This is a genomic window from Caballeronia sp. SL1002 (assembly GCF_057814995.1).
This window is the reverse complement of sequence record NZ_JBYMUW010000001.1, coordinates 219,756-240,801: the sequence shown is the minus strand read 5'-3', so window position 1 is coordinate 240,801 and position 21,046 is coordinate 219,756. Positions and strand designations below refer to the sequence as shown.

The 21,046-nt window shown below is 59.7% G+C and carries 18 protein-coding genes; 10 read left to right on the top strand and 8 right to left on the bottom strand.

The window, feature by feature from the left end:
- Positions 1-2 precede the first annotated feature (2 nt).
- Entirely contained in the window at positions 3-2,279 is a 2,277-nt protein-coding gene (locus tag AC3D25_RS01165) for an LPS-assembly protein LptD (protein WP_488886685.1), read from the top strand.
- 105 nt (positions 2,280-2,384) lie between these two features.
- Here the strand turns inward: AC3D25_RS01165 and AC3D25_RS01160 are convergent, their stop codons facing one another.
- Together AC3D25_RS01160 and AC3D25_RS01155 are read right to left on the bottom strand one after the other, a co-directional pair.
- Positions 2,385-3,083, bottom strand: coding sequence for a winged helix-turn-helix domain-containing protein (locus AC3D25_RS01160; RefSeq protein ID WP_488886684.1), 699 nt, complete (start codon positions 3,081-3,083; stop codon positions 2,385-2,387).
- Between the two features lie 38 nt (positions 3,084-3,121).
- A complete protein-coding gene (locus AC3D25_RS01155; protein ID WP_488886683.1) occupies positions 3,122-3,490 on the bottom strand; it encodes a DUF2866 domain-containing protein in 369 nt (122 codons plus the stop codon).
- A gap of 240 nt (positions 3,491-3,730) precedes the next feature.
- Here AC3D25_RS01155 and AC3D25_RS01150 point away from each other — a divergent pair, with 240 nt between their 5' ends.
- Both AC3D25_RS01150 and AC3D25_RS01145 read left to right on the top strand, forming a co-directional pair.
- Positions 3,731-5,350: an ATP-binding protein gene (locus AC3D25_RS01150; RefSeq protein ID WP_488886682.1), complete on the top strand. Its 1,620-nt coding sequence runs from the start codon at positions 3,731-3,733 to the stop codon at positions 5,348-5,350.
- Between the two features lie 4 nt (positions 5,351-5,354).
- Positions 5,355-6,053, top strand: a complete 699-nt coding sequence (locus tag AC3D25_RS01145) for a response regulator (RefSeq protein ID WP_488886681.1) — start codon at positions 5,355-5,357, stop codon at positions 6,051-6,053.
- A gap of 1,856 nt (positions 6,054-7,909) precedes the next feature.
- Here the strand turns inward: AC3D25_RS01145 and AC3D25_RS01140 are convergent.
- The 4 genes from AC3D25_RS01140 to AC3D25_RS01125 all read right to left on the bottom strand — a co-directional run bounded on the left by AC3D25_RS01140 (position 7,910) and on the right by AC3D25_RS01125 (position 12,212).
- Entirely contained in the window at positions 7,910-8,935 is a 1,026-nt protein-coding gene (locus AC3D25_RS01140) for a DUF1254 domain-containing protein (protein WP_488886680.1), read from the bottom strand.
- Positions 8,936-9,003: 68 nt separating this feature from the next.
- Complete coding sequence (locus AC3D25_RS01135; protein ID WP_488886679.1) at positions 9,004-9,915, bottom strand: SphA family protein; 912 nt, start codon at positions 9,913-9,915, stop codon at positions 9,004-9,006.
- Positions 9,916-10,006: 91 nt separating this feature from the next.
- A complete protein-coding gene (locus tag AC3D25_RS01130) occupies positions 10,007-11,389 on the bottom strand; it encodes a DUF1254 domain-containing protein (RefSeq protein ID WP_488886678.1) in 1,383 nt (460 codons plus the stop codon).
- A 25-nt stretch (positions 11,390-11,414) separates the two neighbouring features.
- On the bottom strand, positions 11,415-12,212 hold the full coding sequence (locus tag AC3D25_RS01125) for a hypothetical protein (protein ID WP_488886677.1): 798 nt from the start codon (positions 12,210-12,212) through the stop codon (positions 11,415-11,417).
- A gap of 428 nt (positions 12,213-12,640) precedes the next feature.
- Between AC3D25_RS01125 and AC3D25_RS01120 the strand changes: the two genes are divergently transcribed.
- A complete protein-coding gene (locus AC3D25_RS01120) occupies positions 12,641-13,045 on the top strand; it encodes a helix-turn-helix domain-containing protein (protein ID WP_488886676.1) in 405 nt (134 codons plus the stop codon).
- A 201-nt stretch (positions 13,046-13,246) separates the two neighbouring features.
- Here the strand turns inward: AC3D25_RS01120 and AC3D25_RS01115 are convergent, their stop codons facing one another.
- A complete protein-coding gene (locus AC3D25_RS01115; protein ID WP_488886675.1) occupies positions 13,247-13,564 on the bottom strand; it encodes a hypothetical protein in 318 nt (105 codons plus the stop codon).
- A 153-nt stretch (positions 13,565-13,717) separates the two neighbouring features.
- Here AC3D25_RS01115 and AC3D25_RS01110 point away from each other — a divergent pair, with 153 nt between their 5' ends.
- Positions 13,718-14,395: a TetR/AcrR family transcriptional regulator gene (locus AC3D25_RS01110; RefSeq protein WP_488886674.1), complete on the top strand. Its 678-nt coding sequence runs from the start codon at positions 13,718-13,720 to the stop codon at positions 14,393-14,395.
- A gap of 27 nt (positions 14,396-14,422) precedes the next feature.
- Entirely contained in the window at positions 14,423-15,619 is a 1,197-nt protein-coding gene (locus tag AC3D25_RS01105; protein ID WP_488886673.1) for a hypothetical protein, read from the top strand.
- Between the two features lie 1,429 nt (positions 15,620-17,048).
- On the opposite strand, the gene AC3D25_RS01100 is transcribed toward AC3D25_RS01105, so the two are convergent.
- Positions 17,049-17,645, bottom strand: a complete 597-nt coding sequence (locus AC3D25_RS01100) for a MarR family winged helix-turn-helix transcriptional regulator (RefSeq protein ID WP_488886672.1) — start codon at positions 17,643-17,645, stop codon at positions 17,049-17,051.
- Between the two features lie 280 nt (positions 17,646-17,925).
- On the opposite strand from AC3D25_RS01100, the gene AC3D25_RS01095 reads away from it, so the two are divergent.
- From AC3D25_RS01095 to AC3D25_RS01080, 4 genes are read left to right on the top strand one after another with little or no spacing between them, the layout of a single operon-like run.
- Positions 17,926-18,795 carry a transporter substrate-binding domain-containing protein gene (locus AC3D25_RS01095; RefSeq protein ID WP_488886671.1) on the top strand — a complete coding sequence of 290 codons (870 nt, stop codon included), beginning with the start codon at positions 17,926-17,928 and terminating at the stop codon, positions 18,793-18,795.
- Between the two features lie 27 nt (positions 18,796-18,822).
- Positions 18,823-19,467, top strand: a complete 645-nt coding sequence (locus tag AC3D25_RS01090; protein WP_488886670.1) for an amino acid ABC transporter permease — start codon at positions 18,823-18,825, stop codon at positions 19,465-19,467.
- Positions 19,464-20,123: an amino acid ABC transporter permease gene (locus AC3D25_RS01085; protein WP_488886669.1), complete on the top strand. Its 660-nt coding sequence runs from the start codon at positions 19,464-19,466 to the stop codon at positions 20,121-20,123. The genes AC3D25_RS01090 and AC3D25_RS01085 overlap by 4 nt, the downstream gene beginning before the upstream one ends.
- Positions 20,120-21,010 carry an amino acid ABC transporter ATP-binding protein gene (locus AC3D25_RS01080; protein WP_488886668.1) on the top strand — a complete coding sequence of 297 codons (891 nt, stop codon included), beginning with the start codon at positions 20,120-20,122 and terminating at the stop codon, positions 21,008-21,010. The genes AC3D25_RS01085 and AC3D25_RS01080 overlap by 4 nt, the downstream gene beginning before the upstream one ends.
- Positions 21,011-21,046 lie beyond the last annotated feature (36 nt).

The window sequence follows — 21,046 nt, the reverse complement described above, 5'->3', positions numbered from 1 at the left end:
CAGTGAGCATTTCCAAGCGCCTGGCACTGCTGCTGGCCGGAGCACCGGCAGTAGCGCTCCATCCAGCCGCGGCGCAAGTCGAATTGCGCCTCAGTCCGCAGCTCGACGAACACCTGACCCAAGCGGACAGCCGTCCAGCGGTATTCGGCTTGGCGGACTCGCTGACCGCGACCGCCGACACCGATGCAGCGCTCACGGGTCACGCCGAATTGCGCCGCACGGGGCGGCTCGTGAAGGGCGATGCGCTGCATTACGACGCCGACACCGACCGCGTCGATGCCTACGGTCGCGTCCGCCTTTTCCACTCGGGCGACACCTTCGCCGGCCCCGAGGCACACCTGCAAGTCGACGCGATGGATGGCTACATGATCGCGCCGAAATACCGCTTCCGGGTCACCAACGGGAGCGGTAGTGCCGCGCGGATCGACTTGATTGACGACGATCGCTCCGTCATCCATAGAGGTACCTACACGGGCTGCGATTGCGCAGAGGACCCCGCGTGGTATCTGAAGGCGAAGCGCTTCGACATGGATAGCGCGTCCAATCAGGGCATCGCGCGCGACGGCGTGCTGTTCTTCCAGGGCGTGCCGATGTTCGCGAGCCCGTGGCTGTCGTTTCCGCTCGATTCGACGCGCGCAAGCGGGCTGTTGCCGCCGACCTTGTCGTACAGTTCGAGCAACGGCTTCGACATGATGCTGCCCTACTATTTCAATCTCGCGCCCAATTACGACTTGACGCTCACGACCCGCGCGATGTCGAGGCGGGGCGTGATGCTGACACCCGACTATCGCTATCTTTCGTCGAATTACTCGGGGGAGCTGAGCGTGTCGTACTTGCCGGATGACGCCGTCGACAAGCGCAACCGCTACTCGATCGCGTTCAAACACAATCAAAATTTCGGGGCCGGGCTGGCGGGCTATGTGAACTACAACCGCGTATCGGATGCGGACTTCACCAACGACCTCGCGTCGGCGAACAGCTACCTCGCCGGCTCGCAAACGCTTTTCCAGCAGGAAGCCGGACTGACGTACAACAGCGGCCCGTGGTCCGCGCTCGTGCGCGAGCAGCGCTGGCAGTCGTTCGATTCGAGCCCGCCTTACAATCGCGAACCGGAGGTCAACATGGACTACGCCCGCTACAACGTCGGCGGCTTCGATTTCGGCATGCAGGCCAACGCGACTCGTTTTACGATCGCCACGGCCGACACCATGCAGGGCGACCGCTTCGTCTTTAATCCGTATCTCAGCTATTCGATCAACCGACCGGGCTTCTTTTTCACGCCGAAGGTGCAGTGGCATTTCGCGTCGTACGAGCTTTCCACGATCGGTAGCGACACGCTCGCCGGACAGCCCAAGCACTTCACGGTGAGCGTGCCGACCGCGAGCCTGGATACGGGGCTCGTGTTTCAGCGGACGATCCGTGTGTTCGGTGCAAGCTTGATTCAGACGCTGGAGCCGCGGCTCTTTTACGTCTACACGCCGTACCGCGACCAGAACTACGCACCGCTCTTCGATACAGCCGCCGCCGACTTCGGCATCGCCGAGATCTTCTCGGAGAACACCTATGTGGGCAACGACCGCATAGCCGATCAAAACCGCCTGACCGCCGGCCTCACGACGCGTTTCGTGAGCGCCGAATCCGGCGCGGAACTCGCGCGCGTCGTAATCGCGCAAGCGTACTATTTCCGCGATCAGCGCGTGACTTTCCTGCCGACCGACGCGCCTTCCTCGGCGGATCACTCCGACCTCATCATGGGCGCCTCGTTTCGTGTGGGCGAGGGCTTCAGTGCGGAGCAGGCCATCCAGTTCAATCAGGGACGAAACCAACTCGAACGCGCGACGGCGGGCTTCGCGTGGAGTCCAGCCTCGCAGCGCGTGCTCAATGTCGGATATCGCTATACGCGCGCCGACCTCGCCGTGCTCGACAATCAGCCGGTCAACCAATTAGTCGCTTCGACGCAATGGCCACTTACCAATCGCCTGTCAGGGGTCGGCCGCGTGAATTTCGACATGCGCGTGCATCGGATAACGGCAGGTCTGCTGGGCCTGCAATTCGACGCGCAGTGCTGGTCGCTCGGCTTCGCGGTGCAGCGCTACATCACCACTTCGACGAGCACCGCGTCGGGCGGCAGCGGCACGCGCGTGCTCCTGCAATTGCAGCTAAAAGGCCTTTCGAACGTCGATACGGGACTGATCGAGCAATTCCGTGCCAGCGTGCCCGGCTATTCGCCGCTGCCCGCAAGTAGCCCGGCGCAATCGGAATTCGGGAGTTACGAGTGAGCCGTGAGTCGGCTGAGCCTCGTCAGCCAGACGCACGAGCCGGTTGACGCTCGCATGCGGAAGAAGGAGGCGCGCAGGTGCGAAAGGCTCGACCCACGCCGCGCATCAGTGCGGGCTGAAGACGTAGCCGCGCCCGCGAACAGTCTGGATGTAGCGAGGCCGGGCAGGCTCGTCTTCCAGCGCCCGGCGCAAACGGCAAATCAACACGTCGAGCGACCGGCCGCAGCGGCCCGGGCCGAACTCTCCCAATTGGTCGGCGAGACTGCTACGCGACAATACGGTAAGCGGACGCTGCGCGAACAGTTCGAGCAAGGCAAACAACAACGGATGCAGCGGTACCGGTTCACCATCGCGCAGCAACAGACGCGCATTGAAGTCCAGGACGAACGGGCCCACTCTGCACTTGCCGGATTGGTCCACGAGCGAAGGCGTTTTCCGCGGCATCCGGCCCAGGACGTTGCGCACCCGCGTCAAGAATTCACGCTCATTGCAGGGCAATTTCACGTAGTCGTCTGCGCCAAGTTCGAGACAGATGATGGCGTCGATGGATCCGCTCGACGCGCCGATCACTACGACTGGTATGTCGTAACCCGTGCTTTGCAGCGTCTGCAGGACGGCTGCGCTGGTAGTGTCGGGAAGCCCGTCGCGCAATACGATCAGCGAAGGGGCTTCGCGCTTGATTTCCGCGAACAGCGACCGGACAGTCGTCAGTGGCACGACCTGCATGGGCTGCATTGCGAGGCTGCGGCGAAGTTTCTCCTGCACGGCCGGGTCGGGCTCTACGAGAAGGATGCGGGTTTTCAACGGCGTCTCCGGATTGGTGGTTTTGTCAGTGCCCGTGCTCAGGTGCGGCGCAGACGGGTGCGCATTTGCGGGGCTTCGGGGTCGTCGGTGACGAAATGGCGCAGACCGCTTCGGTGCCGCCGCATGCGCTCGCGGATTTCCTCAACGCTCGCGGCATCCGGCACGGCCATGCACGAGTATTCTCCGCTGCGGTCGACCCACTCGACGATCCGGCAGCGCGCGCCCCACATCTGAGAAAGCGGCGCCGAGATCCTGCAGCCGCGCAGTTTGACGAACGCCTCGGACCGATCGGGCGGCGGGGCCGTGGCGGCCGCGGCGTCGGCGCTCGGCGCGGCGTCGACGCCGGACCTCCACTCAGGCCAGACGTCCCGCGTGCCGGCAGTGCTTAAATTCGCCGAAGCTTGCATTCCGTTTCCTCCTTGGATGTCTCGAGACGCCGAGGCGAGGCGTTAACGCACAGGCATCGTAGTCAGTAACGGCGCAGCCACAATGAAGAAAGGATGGAGAAGTCGTGGAGATTTGCCCGGACGACGAAGTGCCATATCGCGATCCTTTAGAATCCCGCCATGCCCAGCCCAACTTACTTTTTCTGGCCAATAGGTCATTTAAGCGCCCTGCTCGCGCGCGTCAGCGCGCGGCGAGCAAAGATGCGCTTCGGCATTACCTGGAAAATGTTTCTAGCTGTATTGATCGCCTGCCTCGTAATTGCACTGACGATGGGCTATGCCGTGCGTGTAAGCTTCGAGAACGGCTTCTTGCACTATGTCCGCGAACGCGACGCGGGGCGCGTCAACGCGATTGTGGCTAAGGTCAGACGCGGCTACGCGATTCACGGCGACTGGAGTTTCCTTCGCGAACATCCGGACGCGTGGCTCGCGCTGCTCGACAGCGCGCAGGACGAGGCCGTCCGGCAAGAGCTCGCCGCAGCCCAGACCGGAAAGCAGCCGAGCTGGAAGACCTTTCCCGGCAGCGGCAGCGTTCAGCAGTTGCTAGAGCCGCTCTCGGGTCAGTCCGAAGGACCGCACTGGGGCATGCGCCTTCCGGCTCCACCGCCCGAGTCGGGCATGACGGTGGGCGGTGACCGCGCGATCGTGGGGAGTGTCGAGCGCAGCGACCCGAGCGATTCGCGCGCGCCGGCGCCCTCGCACGATGGCTTTAATCGCAGCGCGCATCGCTTGCGTCCGCGCGCAGCGCTCTTCGACGCCAATCGCGAACTCGTGGTCACGTCGGCCCCAGACCTCGGCCCCGACAGCGCAATGAAGCCCGTCGTCCATAACGGCCGTATTGTGGGCTGGCTGGCGGCCGATGGCCCGGACACGCTGTCCGACGCCGCGGACATCGCGTTTCAGGCGCAGCAGATGCGCGCCACCTGGCAGATCGCGGGAGTGGCCGTCGTGCTAGCGGCCCTCGTCGCGTTGCTGCTTGCGCGCATCGTACTCGCGCCGGTCAAGCGCCTGATGAACGCGACACACCGTCTCGCGGGCGGCGACTACACCACGCGCGTGCCGGCGGGCCGGCGCGACGAACTCGACCGCCTCGCGGGCGACTTCAATGTGCTGGCCGATTCACTGCAAAAAGCTGAGCGCTCGCGCCGGGACTTTATCGCGGATATTTCGCATGAACTGCGCACACCGCTCGCGGTGCTGCGCAGCGAACTCGAAGCGATCGAAGACGGCGTGCACGCCTTCGATCGCGATTCTCTGACATCGCTGCAAGCCGAGGTCGGCATGCTTAACAAGCTGATCGAAGACCTGTACGAGCTTTCGCTGAGCGATGTTGGCGCGCTGACTTATCACAAGACGCCGACGCATGTCGCACAACTCACCCGCGTGTCCGTTGAAGCGATGCGCGAATCGTTCAAGGCGAAGCGGATCGCGCTCGAATTCATCTGTCCCGAAGAAACCGCTCACGCGAGCTTCGACGTCGACCCCGCGCGCTTCGTGCAGTTGCTGAAGAACCTGCTGCAAAATTCGCTGCGTTATACGGACCCAGGCGGCTATGTGCGCGTAACGCTTTCACACATCGCCGATGCATGGCAGCTCGAGTTGCAGGATTCGCTGCCGGGCGTGCCCGACGCCGCGCTCGAATATCTCTTCGATCGTCTTTATCGTGTCGATGAATCGCGCAGCCGCCAGAGCGGCGGCGCAGGCCTTGGTCTTGCGCTATGCCGCGCGATCGTAGGCGCACACGGCGGCGCCATCGGAGCGCAGGCCTCGCCGCTCGGCGGCGTTGCGATCACCGCCCGGTTTCCGCTGGGAGGAGATTGACGCGATGACTGTCGAGCGCCCCGTGCATATTTTGATTGTCGAGGACGAGCCTAAGCTTGCCGCTGTGCTCACCGACTATTTGCATCTCGAAGGTTTCACCACCACGACGCTTGCGGACGGCCGTGAGGTGACGCCCTTTATCCGGGCGACGCCGCCGTCGCTGATGCTTCTCGACGTGATGCTCCCCGGTAGGAGCGGCATGGATATTTGTCGAGAACTTCGGCAGTTCTCAGCAGTTCCTGTGATCATCCTGACCGCGCGCGTGGACGAAATCGACCGTCTGCTCGGTCTCGAACTCGGTGCCGACGATTACGTCTGCAAGCCGTTCAGTCCACGAGAGGTCGTCGCCCGGGTGAAGGCTATCTTGCGGCGCTCGTCACCCGCCGCCTCGGGACCCGCTGGCGCGTCGAAGCCGGAGAACGGCCTCGAAGTGGATGAACAGTTTCATCATGCGTTGCTCGACGGCATCGTGCTCAGACTCACGCCCGTCGAATTCCGGCTGCTTTCGCTGATGATGAACGCACCGGGACGAATCTTTCCTCGCACCTACCTGCTAAGCCACCTGTACGACGACCATCGTGTGGTTACCGACCGCACTATCGACAGTCACATCAAGAATCTACGCCGTAAGCTGCAGCATGTGCGGCCGGGCAGTGATCCGCTCGTCTCCGTGTATGGCGTTGGGTACAGACTCGAAATATGAAGAGACGGAACGATCAACGCGCTGTTGTAACGCGCACCGCATCGCTGTTGAAAAACGTGAATTTCGGACAGTGTCCATCCAAGTGCTATGTTGTCCATTGAATCTGCTAGCGCAGGCGGACGGTCGCATAAAACAAGCGTATTTCGCGGTAGCGGTCGGTCGCCGGAAGCGCGGCGTCGACTTTTTGATGGCGGAACATGGACGGCGGCACCGCTTCAGGCGGCCGGGATGCACCTACAGGATCCGGCTGTCGGACCGGCCGATTCGCGTTTTCAACGTCGAGCTGGACGTTTGGTTAGATTCAGTTAACGTACGCGTCGCAGCGAGTCAAGGCGGAGATTCTGCCGTCTGAGACCGTCAGTCAACGCTTCAGACGACCTCTTGTGTCGCGATTCTCCGCATCTCCGCTGGTCAAGTTAAGGCACCACGAAGTCGTCCGGCTTTATCCGTGCAGTGGTGAATGGCAAGAGACGGGGCTCAATAGAACTCCAGTCGCCACCTAATTTGGTGTTTCGCGCTGTTCTGCGTGATCCTCGCGGCATCACCGTCGCGGGCCACTACTGTGAAGCCGGCACAGTCCCTCTGCTGCAAAGCCGTCTTGTGCCGCATAACAATCCGGTCGTAGGACACGCACAGCTCTAACGGAATAGAAATTGGATCAGTTGAATGCCGTAAGGTCTGTCGGCCTGATCCACGCTGCTCGCACCTGCGGAAACGAGATCATTCGCGCACGAGGCACTGATCGAATGGCTGCTCATGGGATCCGCGCGCGGCCGAATGTCGATCCAGGAGTCCCCTGCGTTCGTCGGGTTGGACCACCTCGGTCCTCCAGACCGTCGCGCCGACGTTGGCGACCCGTCCTCACTCAAATCCTCACCGCGTCTTACCAGCGCCGGCAAGCCTCCTCTGATAAGTTACCATTGAACACACGACGGCGGGCTCAAAGCGGGCACCGTCACACCTGGCGCATCGCTCAGATGGTCGAACCCGTCCGCGAATGGGTGTTCCGCCAGCACAAGTGAAAGTTGAAATAAGCGAACGCACTCCCATCCCCACTTGCTTGAGTTGAGTGTTCGATCGTAGGGGGTTCACCCTAAATCCGCATATCTCTTCCAAACAAATGGGCACGCGCGTTAACTGGTCTGCCCGAAGAATCGATATAGCAATTTGCGCAAACAAGACTGGCTAGACAAAATGTATAGAATGGTTCTTGTCATAATGAGTACCGTGGCTACGTCCGTCCAAGCGAAAAGCGTCGACGAACTGATCACAGCGGCGCGTGAGGCCTCGATGCATTATTGCGATGCAAGAACTGCTGCGGAATCGTTCGAGTCAGGCAAGTCACGTCCTTACTATGTGCTCCGAAGCGGTACGTTGGTTTGCCCCGCTCTCAGTGACTTGTCCAGCAGTCCGACGGCGACCAACTTCGAACCAGAAATAGGGACGAGCCGTCAGAGCCGGTGTACCCGGCTCCAGCAAGAAGCGATCGTGGACTTTAGGCGTGCAGCCCGCACCGGGACGAGTGGAGCGTGCGATCTCGCACAGATCCACTATTTCCTGCCGGTCATAAACGTGCCGACGACGGCGTTCGTCCGCCTTTCGGATATTCGAACGGCGCGACAACTGCTTCCCCGGCGAAGCTCTGTTGATGAGTAGTACGGCGGGTGAGAGAAATTTCTTCTTCGTAATCGACCAGATGCTACTGGTAGCGCCGCAAGTCCTCGACCGTCGCGGTGTCTGGGGAGCGACCAAGAAACACACTGAACTGGAGAACCACAATATCCCTAGGCCACCAAGCCAGTGCACAAAAGGTGCATTCCCTCCGAGACTAGGCTGCGGCGCGGCGCCTAACGAAGCTAATCCATGGGTACCGGATCGGGGAACTTCCATGCGCCCGTCAAGACTTCTTCGCGGGGCCGGTAGAGTCGAACCGTGTAGTTCCATCCAGGGACAATGGGCAGACAATTCGACTTGGACGAATCGCATCCGCCAAACTGCATATCGATGCTTCCATCCGCGCCCTTTTCGGCCGTAAGGTTGTTAAGCGCATAGGCGTTTCGACTGTTCTTCTCGAAGTAACCCTTCTCGTTGTAGACGCTAACAGACCAGAAGCCATCAACCGGAACGTCCTTCACGTGCAGGCGATAGACTGTTTTGCCGTCGTTGTGGGATGGCGTGATGTTCAAATAGGTCGCGTCCCGGTCAGGGTTGCCGCCCCAAGCCGCGGCCGTGCCGAGCAAATGTCGAACCGGATCGACCTCTTGTCTGGTTCCGAAGGCGTGACGGAAGTCCGGAATTGTTGCGGCAAGAACTAGTAGTGCATCCCGGACTTTCTTTTGGCTAGCCGCGTCCCACCTGGGAAGCTCCAACTTCCCAGGCGCTTGCTGGTTCAGCGTTATCGCGTCTTGCAATGCATGCACCTGTGCGATGTCGTCCCGGCTGCCTGGATTGACGAGAGTGCGGATGCCGACGACGACGTACCGAGTGCCGACGCTCTCACGTGTGAGCGTGTGCGCTCCAGCGCCGTAGAATACGTTCGGCACGTAGTGATCTTCGTTGATGACCTGCATTGACATAAAGCGCTTGCCGGGGTCAGGCATCGTGATTGTCACCGGACCAGCGTCAAGGTCAAAGACGCCAGAGGTGTAGAGCGTGTCCCGGTTGAGCCGAACAATGGCTTGGTCTTCGATGGCAGCGGGTTCCCGTCGGTGAAGCAGTTTGCCGAGGCCGCCTTGTTTAACAAGAGCGCCGACATACTGGTCTGACTCGGCTCGCACAAAGTTATCGACCGTCACCCGTGTCGACACCGATTGTGCAAACACGACGGGAACGACGCCCACTATCGCAGCCGCGAAAACAAAAAAACACCGTGCCTTGCCCATTGCGACTCCTGCTTTAAACGTGACGGTTGCCAAGACGAGGGATGGTCCGATCAAGCCTCGGAAGCCTGCTACTGGAAGGTCGCGCCGATCGAAAGCTGCACGACGTTGCCTTTCGGGCGCCGAGTCACTTGGAATTCGTTGACCCAGCGAAGCGACGCTGAAATGGGCGTCTGGCCGATCTTCCCCGACCACGTCACCATCGGCCCGATGCCTACGGCGTGGCCGCTCGCACCGCCCGTTAGTTCGGCGATTCCGCCAGTATCGTTTCCGAGCTGCTGAGTCCACCCGCCTACCACCCCGACGCCCCATCCCCCGGAAAATCGCTTAAGCGCCAAAAGATCAAGGACGCTAAGCGGAGCGTTTTGATAATGCGTTTTGTCATTGGCCGTGTAGAACTGAATACCGTAGTTAGCCGACAACTCGATGTTATGAGAGGGAATCAGATGTGTGTACGCGATGGTCGGTACGAATGTCCATGTGTTCTGCCCCGCATTGGCAAGCCGACCGACGCTGTAGGCGCCTGTCGGCGCATACATCTGAACGCTCAGCGCGATGTGGTCCGTCTTGGACAAGTGGTAGCCGGCGACAATCGGTGTGAAGAAAATGTCCGCAAATTGCGTGGCAACGTCGTCCGGTAGGATGCCGTGGTAGCTCGAAACGTTCGTGTATTGGAACGGCACGCCAAATGAAGAGGCGAAGTTCCATCCGCCGACGGAGACGCCCCAGGTCTTCACGAGATTCGCGATCGTGTAAATTACCTGATAATCAAGCCCGGCCGTAACCGTTCCGGCGACGGGAAGCGACTTCGATGCTCCAAGCGATCCGTCGTAATAGATTGTACTTAGGGACACGATCCAGTCGGACGTCGGCGGAACGATGCCGGCGTAAGGCATCACTTGTTCGCCGGTTAGCGGTCGCCCGATGCCTCCCTCAGTCGCGTTGGCAAGGCTTACGAAGCCCGCGCTCAATGCAACGCTCAACGCCGCGCTCCTGAACACCCATCCGGTACGGCATCCCATACTGTTCGTCACAATAGCCTTTCCTGGGTCGTCAGCGAATTGGTGCCTCATCTCACCGTTTCTCCGGAACCGGGAATTTCCAGCTTCCGTCGAATACCGTTCTTTCCGGTCCATAGATCCGTGCGATCAGGTCATAAGCGCCTTGCGGCGCTGGCAGCCAGTTTGACTCTTTATCCGCGCCCGGCGACGCTTGCTGGACATAGATGTCGAGCGAGCCGTCTACGTCGTATTTCAGGCCCTTTGTCCTATCGCCGATCGAATAGCGCTTGATCGGATTCGCAACAAGGTGGCGTCCCGGGAGGTCATACATCGTCATGGACCAGAAGAAACGCGCCGGGGGCAGATCCTTTTTATCGAAATGAATGACGTAAGGCTGTGAGCCGACCAGCTGTTGATGGTCCGCGTTCAGTCGCGTGCCAACGTAGACTGCCTCCTCCTTGGTATTCCCGTAGATGCCCATGGCCGCCGCGACGGCGCGTATCAGATAATTGCCGTTGAGATCTTGTCGCGTACCGAATAGGTCGTATGAGCTCGTTGTACGCTTTTCGGCCTCCGCAACGGCACTCTTTCCGTCGGCGACGCCTGCCTCAATAGCTTGCTTCATGTCCGGCGCCAAGGCCGATGCATCAAATTGCTTGCCCGGTGCAATGCCGATGCGGGCGAAGCGCTGCATAAGGTCTACTTCGGATGGCGCAGTCGGCTGTGCGAACTGCAACAGGAAGTTAAGGTAGCCGATGAACTCAATCGACGTCGCTCTCGCCTCGTTCCAAACAGGGAAACTCAATTTCGGTGCGGGGCGAGATGCGCTACTGTGTTCGAATGTCGAGAGCGGTGTGAGGCGGTATCCTTTTTGAATAGCCTGCATCCGCCCGATATCCTTCGGTCCATCCAACGCCGTCCGGCCGAGCGTCAAAATGAAGTCGGTCTCTGAACGAAATACCTTGTCGATTCCCTTGGGTTTGTCGCCTGTCCAATGCGGGCCGGCGAACAGATAATGCCCCGCGCCGTCCCCCGTCGTGCGCGATCCGACGTACGCGAAGTTATAAGTGAACAAGTCGATCCACTGAAACACGTAGTAACGGTTGTCCCGGATTGCCGGCACACTGAGCACCCACGGCTCTCGTCGCAAATCCAGCCACGCCCATGAATAAGGCGTGTCGTTGTTCGGCGTTACGATGTCGGTGTTTTCAGGTCCGTAGGGGCTGGCGTAGTTCCGAAACTTCCCGAAGCCACCGACGTACGCTTTCGATTTCGGGTCGATCGCTTGTTCGTACATTGTCTTGTAGTTGTACAGCATCGGATAAGCGTATATGTACGCATCTTTAGCGATGCTGCGCGCGTCTTCTGGGCTACTGGCGCTTTGGGAATGCGCGTTCGTGGCGATGAACAGCAGGCTGAGCGCTAGCGCTCCAATCCGACGGATGGTTCGATGCATGGGTCTGCGGCCTCGGCTGGTAATGCTATTTTCCGAACGTCATGTTGAGCCCTGCGAAAATCTGCCACTTCGGCACATTTCCCGAATGGGCTACCGAGTACTGCGGCTCCATGAACGCGTTGTAGATGGTCGAGCCGCCCCGCCAGGCTTTGCCCGCGCCGAGACCAACTGGCATGTAGTAGTTGCCGCGCTGAAGGTCGAAGGTCCAAACGCCGGTTGAGCGGATGTACCACCCATCGGGCAGATTGAGAATGCCGAATGGTTGCGCCGTGAGCGACTGAACGGTCGGACGGCTGCTTTGGCCGGCGAAGGAACGCTGCCATTGCACCAGAGCGCCGATCAACCTCGCTTTGTTAGCATTGACAACGACCGCAGCAAGACCTGCTTGCCATTTTCCGGTGCCGAGTGTCGGGTCAGTTGCCGTAGGCGCCGTGACGAGCGGCCCGACGCCAATCTGCGTCTCGCCTTGACTAAGCAGAAATATATCGAAGAGATTGATATCGCCCAAGCCGGTGTTGTATCCGCCGCTCGGGTCCGGCCGGGTGCTAATGGGCGCCGTCACCCTAAAGATTTCCGGGACCGGGATGACTCCGTTCGGGCCTACGGGTATGGTCGGCCTGAGCAAGATATCGTTGGTGTGGCCGTTAACCCCAAAAAGGCTCGGCACAAACGAGTTCTGGATGTTAAAGGACGACGCGAGGTTGAGCGGATTGTTGCTCTTGTTCGCATCGTCGGCACCTTCTTGGGCGAGGCAAGTGAGACTCACGATTGCCAAGGGAACCGCAACTGAAGCCCGGCGCAGCCAGACATAACTGTAGTTCACATGCGCTCCCCGTTTTAGGACCGACGATAGGGTGTTCGCCAAGCAGTTCTGCCGGAATCGTGAACGGCACAAGGACAGCCGCCCAACCTTGTCTAGGACATCTCACGAGATCGTCGCTGAATGCTAGCAAACAATTTAACACCTGCCAAAGAGATTTTCGGCCGGCGTCACACTCGGTTCGGAGCGTCTCCGGCCCGGTAGATAATCCAAATTCAACGACCAATCAAGATCTTTTTAGTCCAGTTATTGACTTTTTTGATCTTTATTTTTCCTTCCAAACGAGCTATCAAAGGTAAAGAAACAGGAAAGCTTCCGGCGCCGCAGCACTAGTGGCATCAAGCATCTTCCTGCATTGCTCGACGAGCTACTTGGCAGCGACTCCCCTCTTCCGGCGTCCCTCTCGGCGGACTCTTCTCAGGAAATGCCTAATGCTAAAGAAAAAGGTCGAGCGGCCAACGGTGACCCGGCGTCTTCGAGCTTCCGAGATGTTGTCGAACGGAGCGTCGGACCGTGAAATCGTAGAAGCGCTGCAGCTGTCCAGGCAGACGGTAAGTCGGTACCGGACGCTCTTCGATGTTGGCGGGGTCGATGCGATCCTTACGCTGGGGGTCGGAGGAAGAACATCGGCCCTCGGAGAGGACGGCGCAGATTGGATATCGGCGGCGTTGCAGCGATCCGCGAAGGATTTCGGGTTCGAGAGCGATGCCTGGACCAACGCGCGACTGATGCACTTGATCCAGAGTAAGTTCGGCGTGAAGTTCTCGCGCGTCTATGTCTGGCAACTGGCAACGAACTTAGGATGCGGGCACCTGCTATCGAAATCCCGACGCTGAGGCACAGGACCGATGCCGGAGACTTGAATGCGGCCGATTGCGGAGCGCGGCCAATCAAATCGTCCTGCTCTTCGCGTTGGCAGACGCTAATCACTCTGAGGTCGCGGAGCCGACCGCACCTCGAAAGCCCGCCCCGGACGATTCCGCTCAACTGCCCCGTCTTTACTGACCAACGAACTGCATTGGCTGGGTTTTCCGACACTAATAGCCGCCGTCGCGCGACGCTCGCAACATGTCTTTCGCCTCGTCCCCGTCTTCGGGCAAGCGAGCAGAAACCTTCGATTCATAGGCAACCTCATACGCCTTATACCGCGAACACAGATACCTAAGCGTCACAGATGCTCGCACGCAGGCCTGCGCTGCGGCGGATTGCTGCACGGCGGAAGGCCGAGGAGTTAGATCGCCACTAAGATGCATCGCCGCATGCGAGCCGCGTTGAAAGAAGAGAACCGGATCGAATAACCTGCGGCGCTGCGCGACGCTGGCGGCGGACCACTCGCCATTCACGACGGTGTCCATCGTGGCGCAGCATCAATAATGGCGAGCCAAATATTCGCTCTGCGGTTCAATCGCCGCATCCGGTTTGAGAAAACGGTGTCGAGGGAAAGTACCTAAAGCACCGGACCAAAGGAGTGGGTACGATCGTACCCGTACAAACGTACCGATCCGGAAATGAATACGCCCCCCGAACCCACGAATGATTCGCGACCGAATGGGAAGCTCGGCCCCAAGGCTCGCCTTGTGCACGAGGCCATCCTGCTCTTCGCGCAGCATGGTATTGAAGGCGTGTCGATTCGGACACTAAACAAGGCGGCTGGCGTAGCTAGTCAAAATGCGGTCTACCATCACTTCGGCGACATGTGGGGGCTCGTCGAGGCGGCTATCAGCGTTTCGCTGAACCAGTACCTCGACGGTGTGAGCGCCTTGCTTGACGCCGCCGAATCTCAAACAAGAGAACAGTTGTCGCTGGGCGATGTTGTCGAGGCGATGGTCAGGCCAATCGTTCGTATTGCCAGCACCCCAAGCGGTTTAGCAAGCCTTCAGTTCCTCGCGCGAATGATTGGCGGTTCGGGCGCACGAGGGAAAGAAGTTATTGCGCGCGAGTGGCGCAGCGTTGCCGAACGCGTGAACAACCTGGTGTATAACGCCGTTCCCGAGAACGGTCGAGAGGCTGCGGGCGTCAAGGCCCTGTTTGCGTTCAACACCGCACTTAACGTTGTAGTCGATATCGGTCTGGAGGCCTACTGGCCGCTCGAAACAACGAGTGTCGACCGCCTCGACCGGTATCTCCTCGACTACATCGAGGGAGGCATCCGCTTTAGCAGCAAGCAACAAGTCAGAGAAGCCTAATACATCAGACCGGGAGACGGATCGATTATGAACAAGCCACTACTTGGCACGGGGATTTTCAAATCAGTTGTCCTCATTACGTCCATGTTGTCTGGCGTAGTGGTCCTGTCCGGCTGCGGAGGAGGCAATGCGACATCCTCTCAGTCCTTGCCGGCCAGCTTCGGGGTCTCGCACGCCATGACCAGTTGCCTGTGGCAAGGACCCATTGGCACCGCGCCGACCGAAGTCAATGAAGCGTATCCGGATTCCGGTGCAACATACTGGACCGCGCAATTTCAGATTCCAGCAGGAGCACGTGTTTTTTTGAAAGGCCAGTACGCCTACTCGCGGTATCTTTCATTCAACAGCTATCGAACCGACAATTCGCCGGCCGCGAAGCTAACCGACTTCCAAATCGCACCGGACGCGGGCTCGACGAACCCCTTCGCAGCAGGGGCTTCCCGCTACGCCGAAAAGCGGAACTACACGTTGGAGATCGTTCCGACTTCGGCACAGGGCGCCGCGACGCCGAACACGCTCTACGGCAACAGTGACTACGGCCAGACAATCACAGTCTGGTACCGCGTGTACGTTGCAGACAAAGGGGCCGATGCAACGGGGGGCGTTGGACTCCCCGACTTGCAAGTGCAGCAGGCAGACGGTACCACTTTGACGGGGACGCAGGCGTGCGGCGTCTTATCTCCGGCGCAGGCCGCCACTGCCTCGCCGCTCTTGCCAGGGGCGACCTATGCGGCTTTGCGGAATCAGACAGGAGTGTCCTCAGGATTCCCCGCTGTGAACCCCGCCGTCTGGATGGCTCAATACAATACCCAATATGGTTTGCAGTGCATGTTTCTGGGTAACTGTGCCGGCAACCCAGTGCGACAGGTCGGTTTCTTTGCGAATCTTGACAACGCCTATGTCTCAGCGCTCATCAGCCGCGCTTATGGCCCAGTCGTAGTTCTGCAAGGACACATGCCGACCGCGCCGAAGACCTACAACAACGGGCCAACCATGACGTCAGGTCAACTCCGCTACTGGTCGATGTGCACCAACGAGTTTTACACGCAGAAGGCGACCTCCTGCCTCTATGATGAACAAGTTCCCGTAGACGCAAACGGAAACTACATCATCGTCGTAAGTCGGGCATCGGATAAGCTGACAAATGCGACTGCGGCGTGCGGTCGTGGTTTCATCACCTGGTCTGACGTGGGCGACGGCGCGGGCCACGCGGCCTACTCATAATGCGCAACATGCTACCAAGTGCGGACTTTCAAAATGCCATCCAAAATACAAAGACGCCGGGAGATGAATCCACCGTGGTTGGGCCATTCTTGCCAACGATCTCGTACACAACGACGGCGGCGTTTAAGGCGCTCGGATGCAAGTGAAGAGCTAGCGAGTACCGCGGTGCCTTCCCGTCGTGGGAACATCCTTTCGTTGCGTGCAGGCCGGCGCGGGGCCCGCCTGTACGCAAATACCGCATTGTCCGCTGTGCCGCGATTTCAATGAAAACTACCGAGGAGTGGCGAACGGCCGCGGTAGCATTCGCAACAAAGACTTCCATTTAAAAATGCAACCATGTTTTTAAATGTTGCAATTCCGAATGCCTTCAATTGAAGATTGTTTTGTTTATTTTTTGCGCTCTAGTAAAACTTGAATACAATGGATCTATTCTTTATTGGTAGAGGGTTTAAAAACGGCCCTACCTCCGTTGCGCTTTGGCGGTTGCGATTTCCACCTGGACTGGAGGAAGGCGTAGCTCTGATGTGACTGAAACAGATCCCTTCGAGCAATCCAATGATTGAGCCGACCTCCGCGCTCGCGAAAGAGAAGCGACTTCACTTGCTGTGTTATCTCGTTGTTGCGGCACTAGCATCCTATTCGCTCACTAGGCGGTGGCGAATTGAGCACCTTGTCGAAACCTCGCGGATCTGGCTCGTCAGAAACGGTACTACCGCGACATGGATGGACCGAGTCGTGACGGGTCAACTTGCGCTAAAGCTTGCTCAAAGCAATGTCGCGGTACCGAAAGTAGTGGTGAGGCAACGGGACGTAGCTAAGTTATTCACAGATAATCTGGCACTGAATTGGGAGAGTCCCGTCGTTGGTGGTCTGTGGGCAATTTGCGCGGAAGCGCTCCACTGCGATCCAGGAGGGTCGTCAGCGACCGACAGAGCCACGTCCCGAACACGCAGATAGCACGACAGGTTACAGTCCTTCGGTATTCGCCTTTCGCGCACGATGCGCACGCCAATTGACGGGTCTATTGTCGACCGAGAGCGGTCAACCCGATTTCTCGAAAACGGCCGTTCATGGATGCCATTCATGGAAGTCTTTTTTTTCCGTCGATGGCCCCATAGGCGTCCGCTTGATGGAAGTGTTACCCGCCACGAGGGCCGCTCTGAGAAGCTGCACATGCTCCGTGCCAAAACGAACTTTTCTTTCGCACTTCCGGCGCGATGTGCCCAAAGCGTTCACGAAACAGGCAAGTAAAACCTAGCCATAGGTCAGCCGTTGCACACACGACCGGCGATGGCACGGGCTCGTCCGACGAATCTCCAAACGCCGCCTTATCCAAATAACGGTTCGTCATTACTTAGCAGCCGTTCGTCGACGGAGTGCGAGCGACCGAAAGCGGCCGACGAGCGACCGCTAGCCGGCCCGGCGCGTACTAGACTTCGGATTTGCTCCGCCACAAGCGCGTCGTTTCGAGCCCAAGGTATCGAACGATACATTCGAGTTTCGTGCGACTTAGCAGCAGTTGAAAAGCCACGCTCGTCCGTTCAGCGACTTTCTTGCGACGGTCCGTGCGCGACACGCGGCTCTGTACGAACCGCCGCTGCGCCAGACGTGTAATGACTTCCGCCAAATTGGCGCGATCGAGTCCTACCGCGCGCGACAGCGCCACCTGCTCCGAAGGCCCAAGCTGATCGAGCGCAGTGAGAATGCTGTACTTCAACGGCGTAATCCCTTCTGCCGCGCACTCTTCCATGAAGAACGCGACATGGATCCGATGCAGCCGGCGTACTAGAAACCCCGGGCGTTGACTGAGCGCCGTGGCGCGCCATGCGGGCTGCGTGTCCGTTTCCGTGTCCCCGACGATGCCGGCATTCGGTAAAGCCTCCATATGCCGAACGTTGCGTTTATTTTCCCTACAAATCGTCGATGTGCCCCGCGCAATTTGTCGGCATCCGTCGCGTCGTTCGCCGAACTTAGTTTCGAACCAAAAATGGCCCGCGAATTTCGCGTCGACCAACAAGCCATCCATCCCAACAGCCATATGTCACATTTCGGTGCGTTCGTGCACGACGACGAAGCCGCTCCGGCATCCGTGGTGCACCACACATTTCGACGCGACGACGTGTGCGCCGCATTAGAGGCCGCTTCTCAGGAAATCGCGCCTCGATAGATCGTTGGCATACCACTTGCATATTCCGAAGATGATTTCGTCAGTACCCAAACGAATTGTCGACTTGACGATCGCCAACCAGTGACCGTGCACGTATGAAACGCAGTGCACGCGATCTCAACCACCAAAGGGGCCTTTCATGTCACTCCGTCTCACCCATCGCGATCCAAATCAGTCGAAACAGCACACCGCCGTCACGCTCCTTCGCTCGTGCGCGCTCATGCTCGTCGCGACCTTCGGCTTGAGCCACGCGGCTCATGCGGCGACCGCGGAGGAAGTCAAGGCACGCGGCTATCTGAGCGTGGCGACCGAGGACGACTACAACCCGTTCGAATTCGTCGAGAACGGCAAGAGCACCGGGTACGACAACGAATTGCTCGCGCTGATGCGCAAGAAGCTCCCCGTCGATGTCAGGCAACAGGTGATGCCCTGGTCCGGCATTCTGCCCGGCGTGACAACGGGCAAGTACGATATGGCGTTGAGCGCGGTGCTCGTCACCGAGGAGCGCAAGAAGAATTTCGATTTCGCATCGCCGACGTGCGAGGCCGTCACCATGTACGGGACCAAGAAAGGCTCGCCGATCAAGAGCCCGGACGATCTCGTCGACAAGGTCGTGGGGGCGGAAACGGGTAGCGCCATGCTGGCCGACCTCAAGCTCTTCAACGAGGAACTTAAGAAGAAGCACGGTGGCAGCGGTCTAAAGCAGATTGTCGAATATCAGTCATATCCGGAGGCTTATCAGGATCTCGGACTCGGCCGCGTCGATGCCGTCGCCAACACAGAGATCAGCCTCAACTCGCTCGTGAAGACGCGCCCGGACATGTTCGTCGTCGGCCAGGCGATCGGCAAGCCGACCTACATCGCGTGGGCCGTGAAGAAGGGCAATGCCGACGTGCTGAAGATGGTCGATACCGCGCTGCTCGAATTGCGCAAGAACGGCGAGATGTACCAGCTTCAGCAGAAGTGGCTCGGCGCCAGCTACAAGGAAATGCCGCAGTCAGTCAACTGATCCATACTCCTACACGATCCCGCTTCGATGAACGCCTTCGACTACTGGAGCATCGCGCAGGGCGCGCTGGCGACCGTGCTTCTCTCGGTCGCAAGCATCGTGCTCGGCGTACCGCTGGGACTGGGCCTCGCGCTGATCCGATGGGCGCGCGTGCCGTATCTCAACCGCATCGCGCTCGCGTACGTCAGTCTCATTCGCTCCTGCCCTGCCGTGACGCTCACGTTGCTGATCTTCTTCGCGTTGCCGCAGTTTGGCATCTCGCTGGACCCGACGCCCGCCGCGATCCTCGCCCTCACTATCAGCACTGCGGCGTTCAACTGTGAAATCTGGCGCGCCGCGCTCATCAACTTTCCACGAGATCAGTACGACGCCGCCCTCGCCTTCGCGATGCCGCGAAACCTGCGTTTCCGGCGCATCGTGCTGCCGCAGATCTGGCGTGCGAGTCTTCCGGGTCTCGTCAACGAGATGACCTTGCAAATCAAATCGACGCCCGCGGTCGCGGTCATCGGCATCGTCGAGATCACGCGTGCGGCCCTGCGTGTAGGGGCACGCACCTATGATCCGCTGCCGCCCTTCGTTTTCGCGCTGGTGTTGTACGGACTGATCGTGTTCGTGCTGATCCGGGCACAGCGCGTGATCGAGCGTCGTCAGCCTGTGGAGGCGCGTGCATGACGGACCATTTTCTGATCGTCTGGCAGCAGCGCGCAGACGTGCTCTCGGGCCTGCTCGACACGCTCGGGCTGCTCGCGGTCGCCGCAATCGCGTCGCTCGTGCTCGGCGCACTGCTCGCGCCCGCGCTGATGTCGAAGCACCCGGCCATCGCCCGGCTCGCCTTGCTCTATGTCGATGCAATGCGCTGCGCGCCCTTCCTGCTGTTCGTCTATTTGATCTATTTCGGCTTGCCGAGCGCCGGCATTCGCCTGTCGAACTGGTGGGCGGGCGCCATCGCGCTGATCCTCTACAACACCGCCTACATGGCCGAACTGCTGCGCGGTGCGTGGGCCGACCTGCCCGCGCCGATGATCGAAGCCGCGCGCGCCTATGGCTTTCACGGCTTCGTCCTGGTTCGCCGCATCATCATGCCTCAGGTTTTCACGGTCGCGTTGCCGATGATCGGCAATCAACTTGTGCAGATCGTGAAGGACAGTGCGTTCCTCACGGTGATCGCGGTCGGCGAACTAACGCATCAGATGAACGGCATTCAGGCTACCTATTTCATCCCGTTCGCCGCGTTCATCACGGCCGTGCTGCTGTACTGGGCCATCTGCCTCGTGATCGAAGGCAGCAGCGGATTACTGGCGAGATTTGCCGAGGAACGCAGAGCATGAACATTTCGAACGACGCCCCGCTCACCACCATGGGCGCGGTCAAGGCGTCGGCCACCCTCGCGACCAGCGCGGCGAGCCCGGCGGCACAAACGGTCCTGCAACTTAACGGCGTTTCGAAGTCATTCGGCGACAACCACGTCCTGCGCGATGTCTCGCTCATCGTGCACAAGGGCGAGACCGTGTGCCTGTTGGGACCGTCGGGTTGTGGCAAATCCACGCTGCTGCGCTGCGTGAACTGGCTGGAGACTCCCGACGCCGGCACGATTCACGTGTCCGGACGGCGCATGGGCATGCGCGAAGGCTCGTCGATCAAGATGAACGATGCGGAACTGGCGCGCTCGCGCGCGCGTATTGGCATGGTGTTTCAGCATTTTGCGTTGTGGCCGCATTTGACGGTGCTGCAGAACGTGATGGAAGCGCCGTTGCACGTGCTCGGTCGCCCGCGCGACGAAGTGCGCGCGGAAGCCGAGCGCCTGCTGGAACGCGTCGGTCTCGAGGGCAAGATGGACGCTTTTCCGTCGCGGCTGTCGGGCGGGCAGAGGCAACGCGTGGGGATCGCGCGGGCGCTGGCGATGAAACCCGACATCCTCCTCCTTGACGAACCTACCAGCGCGCTCGACCCGATGCTCGTCGGCGAAGTGCTGAACGTGATGCGGTCGCTCGCGCAGGAAGGCGCGACGATGGTGGTCGTCACACATGAGATGGAGTTCGCGCGGCAAGTGGCGAGCCGCGTCGTGTTCATGGACGCGGGGCAAGTAATCGAAAGCGCGCCGCCCGAGCAGTTCTTCGGTGCACCGAAAACGCCCCGCGCGCGACAGTTTCTCGCGCGCTTTCACTCGCCTCATCAAGCGGCCGGCGACTGGAGCGCGTTCTCCGAACGCGCCTGATATTCACGCCTGTCGCGGTTCACTTGCCCCGCGAGG

Coding starts and splice junctions, on each gene's coding strand:
- AC3D25_RS01140 (WP_488886680.1), bottom strand. CDS start 8,935: ATGGGCAAGGCACGGTGTTTTTTTGTTTTCGCGGCTGCGATAGTGGGC.
- AC3D25_RS01145 (WP_488886681.1), top strand. CDS start 5,355: ATGACTGTCGAGCGCCCCGTGCATATTTTGATTGTCGAGGACGAGCCT.
- AC3D25_RS01130 (WP_488886678.1), bottom strand. CDS start 11,389: ATGCATCGAACCATCCGTCGGATTGGAGCGCTAGCGCTCAGCCTGCTG.
- AC3D25_RS01100 (WP_488886672.1), bottom strand. CDS start 17,645: ATGGATGGCTTGTTGGTCGACGCGAAATTCGCGGGCCATTTTTGGTTC.
- AC3D25_RS01120 (WP_488886676.1), top strand. CDS start 12,641: ATGCTAAAGAAAAAGGTCGAGCGGCCAACGGTGACCCGGCGTCTTCGA.
- AC3D25_RS01110 (WP_488886674.1), top strand. CDS start 13,718: ATGAATACGCCCCCCGAACCCACGAATGATTCGCGACCGAATGGGAAG.
- AC3D25_RS01095 (WP_488886671.1), top strand. CDS start 17,926: ATGTCACTCCGTCTCACCCATCGCGATCCAAATCAGTCGAAACAGCAC.
- AC3D25_RS01090 (WP_488886670.1), top strand. CDS start 18,823: ATGAACGCCTTCGACTACTGGAGCATCGCGCAGGGCGCGCTGGCGACC.
- AC3D25_RS01150 (WP_488886682.1), top strand. CDS start 3,731: ATGCGCTTCGGCATTACCTGGAAAATGTTTCTAGCTGTATTGATCGCC.
- AC3D25_RS01080 (WP_488886668.1), top strand. CDS start 20,120: ATGAACATTTCGAACGACGCCCCGCTCACCACCATGGGCGCGGTCAAG.
- AC3D25_RS01085 (WP_488886669.1), top strand. CDS start 19,464: ATGACGGACCATTTTCTGATCGTCTGGCAGCAGCGCGCAGACGTGCTC.
- AC3D25_RS01115 (WP_488886675.1), bottom strand. CDS start 13,564: ATGGACACCGTCGTGAATGGCGAGTGGTCCGCCGCCAGCGTCGCGCAG.
- AC3D25_RS01105 (WP_488886673.1), top strand. CDS start 14,423: ATGAACAAGCCACTACTTGGCACGGGGATTTTCAAATCAGTTGTCCTC.
- AC3D25_RS01155 (WP_488886683.1), bottom strand. CDS start 3,490: ATGCAAGCTTCGGCGAATTTAAGCACTGCCGGCACGCGGGACGTCTGG.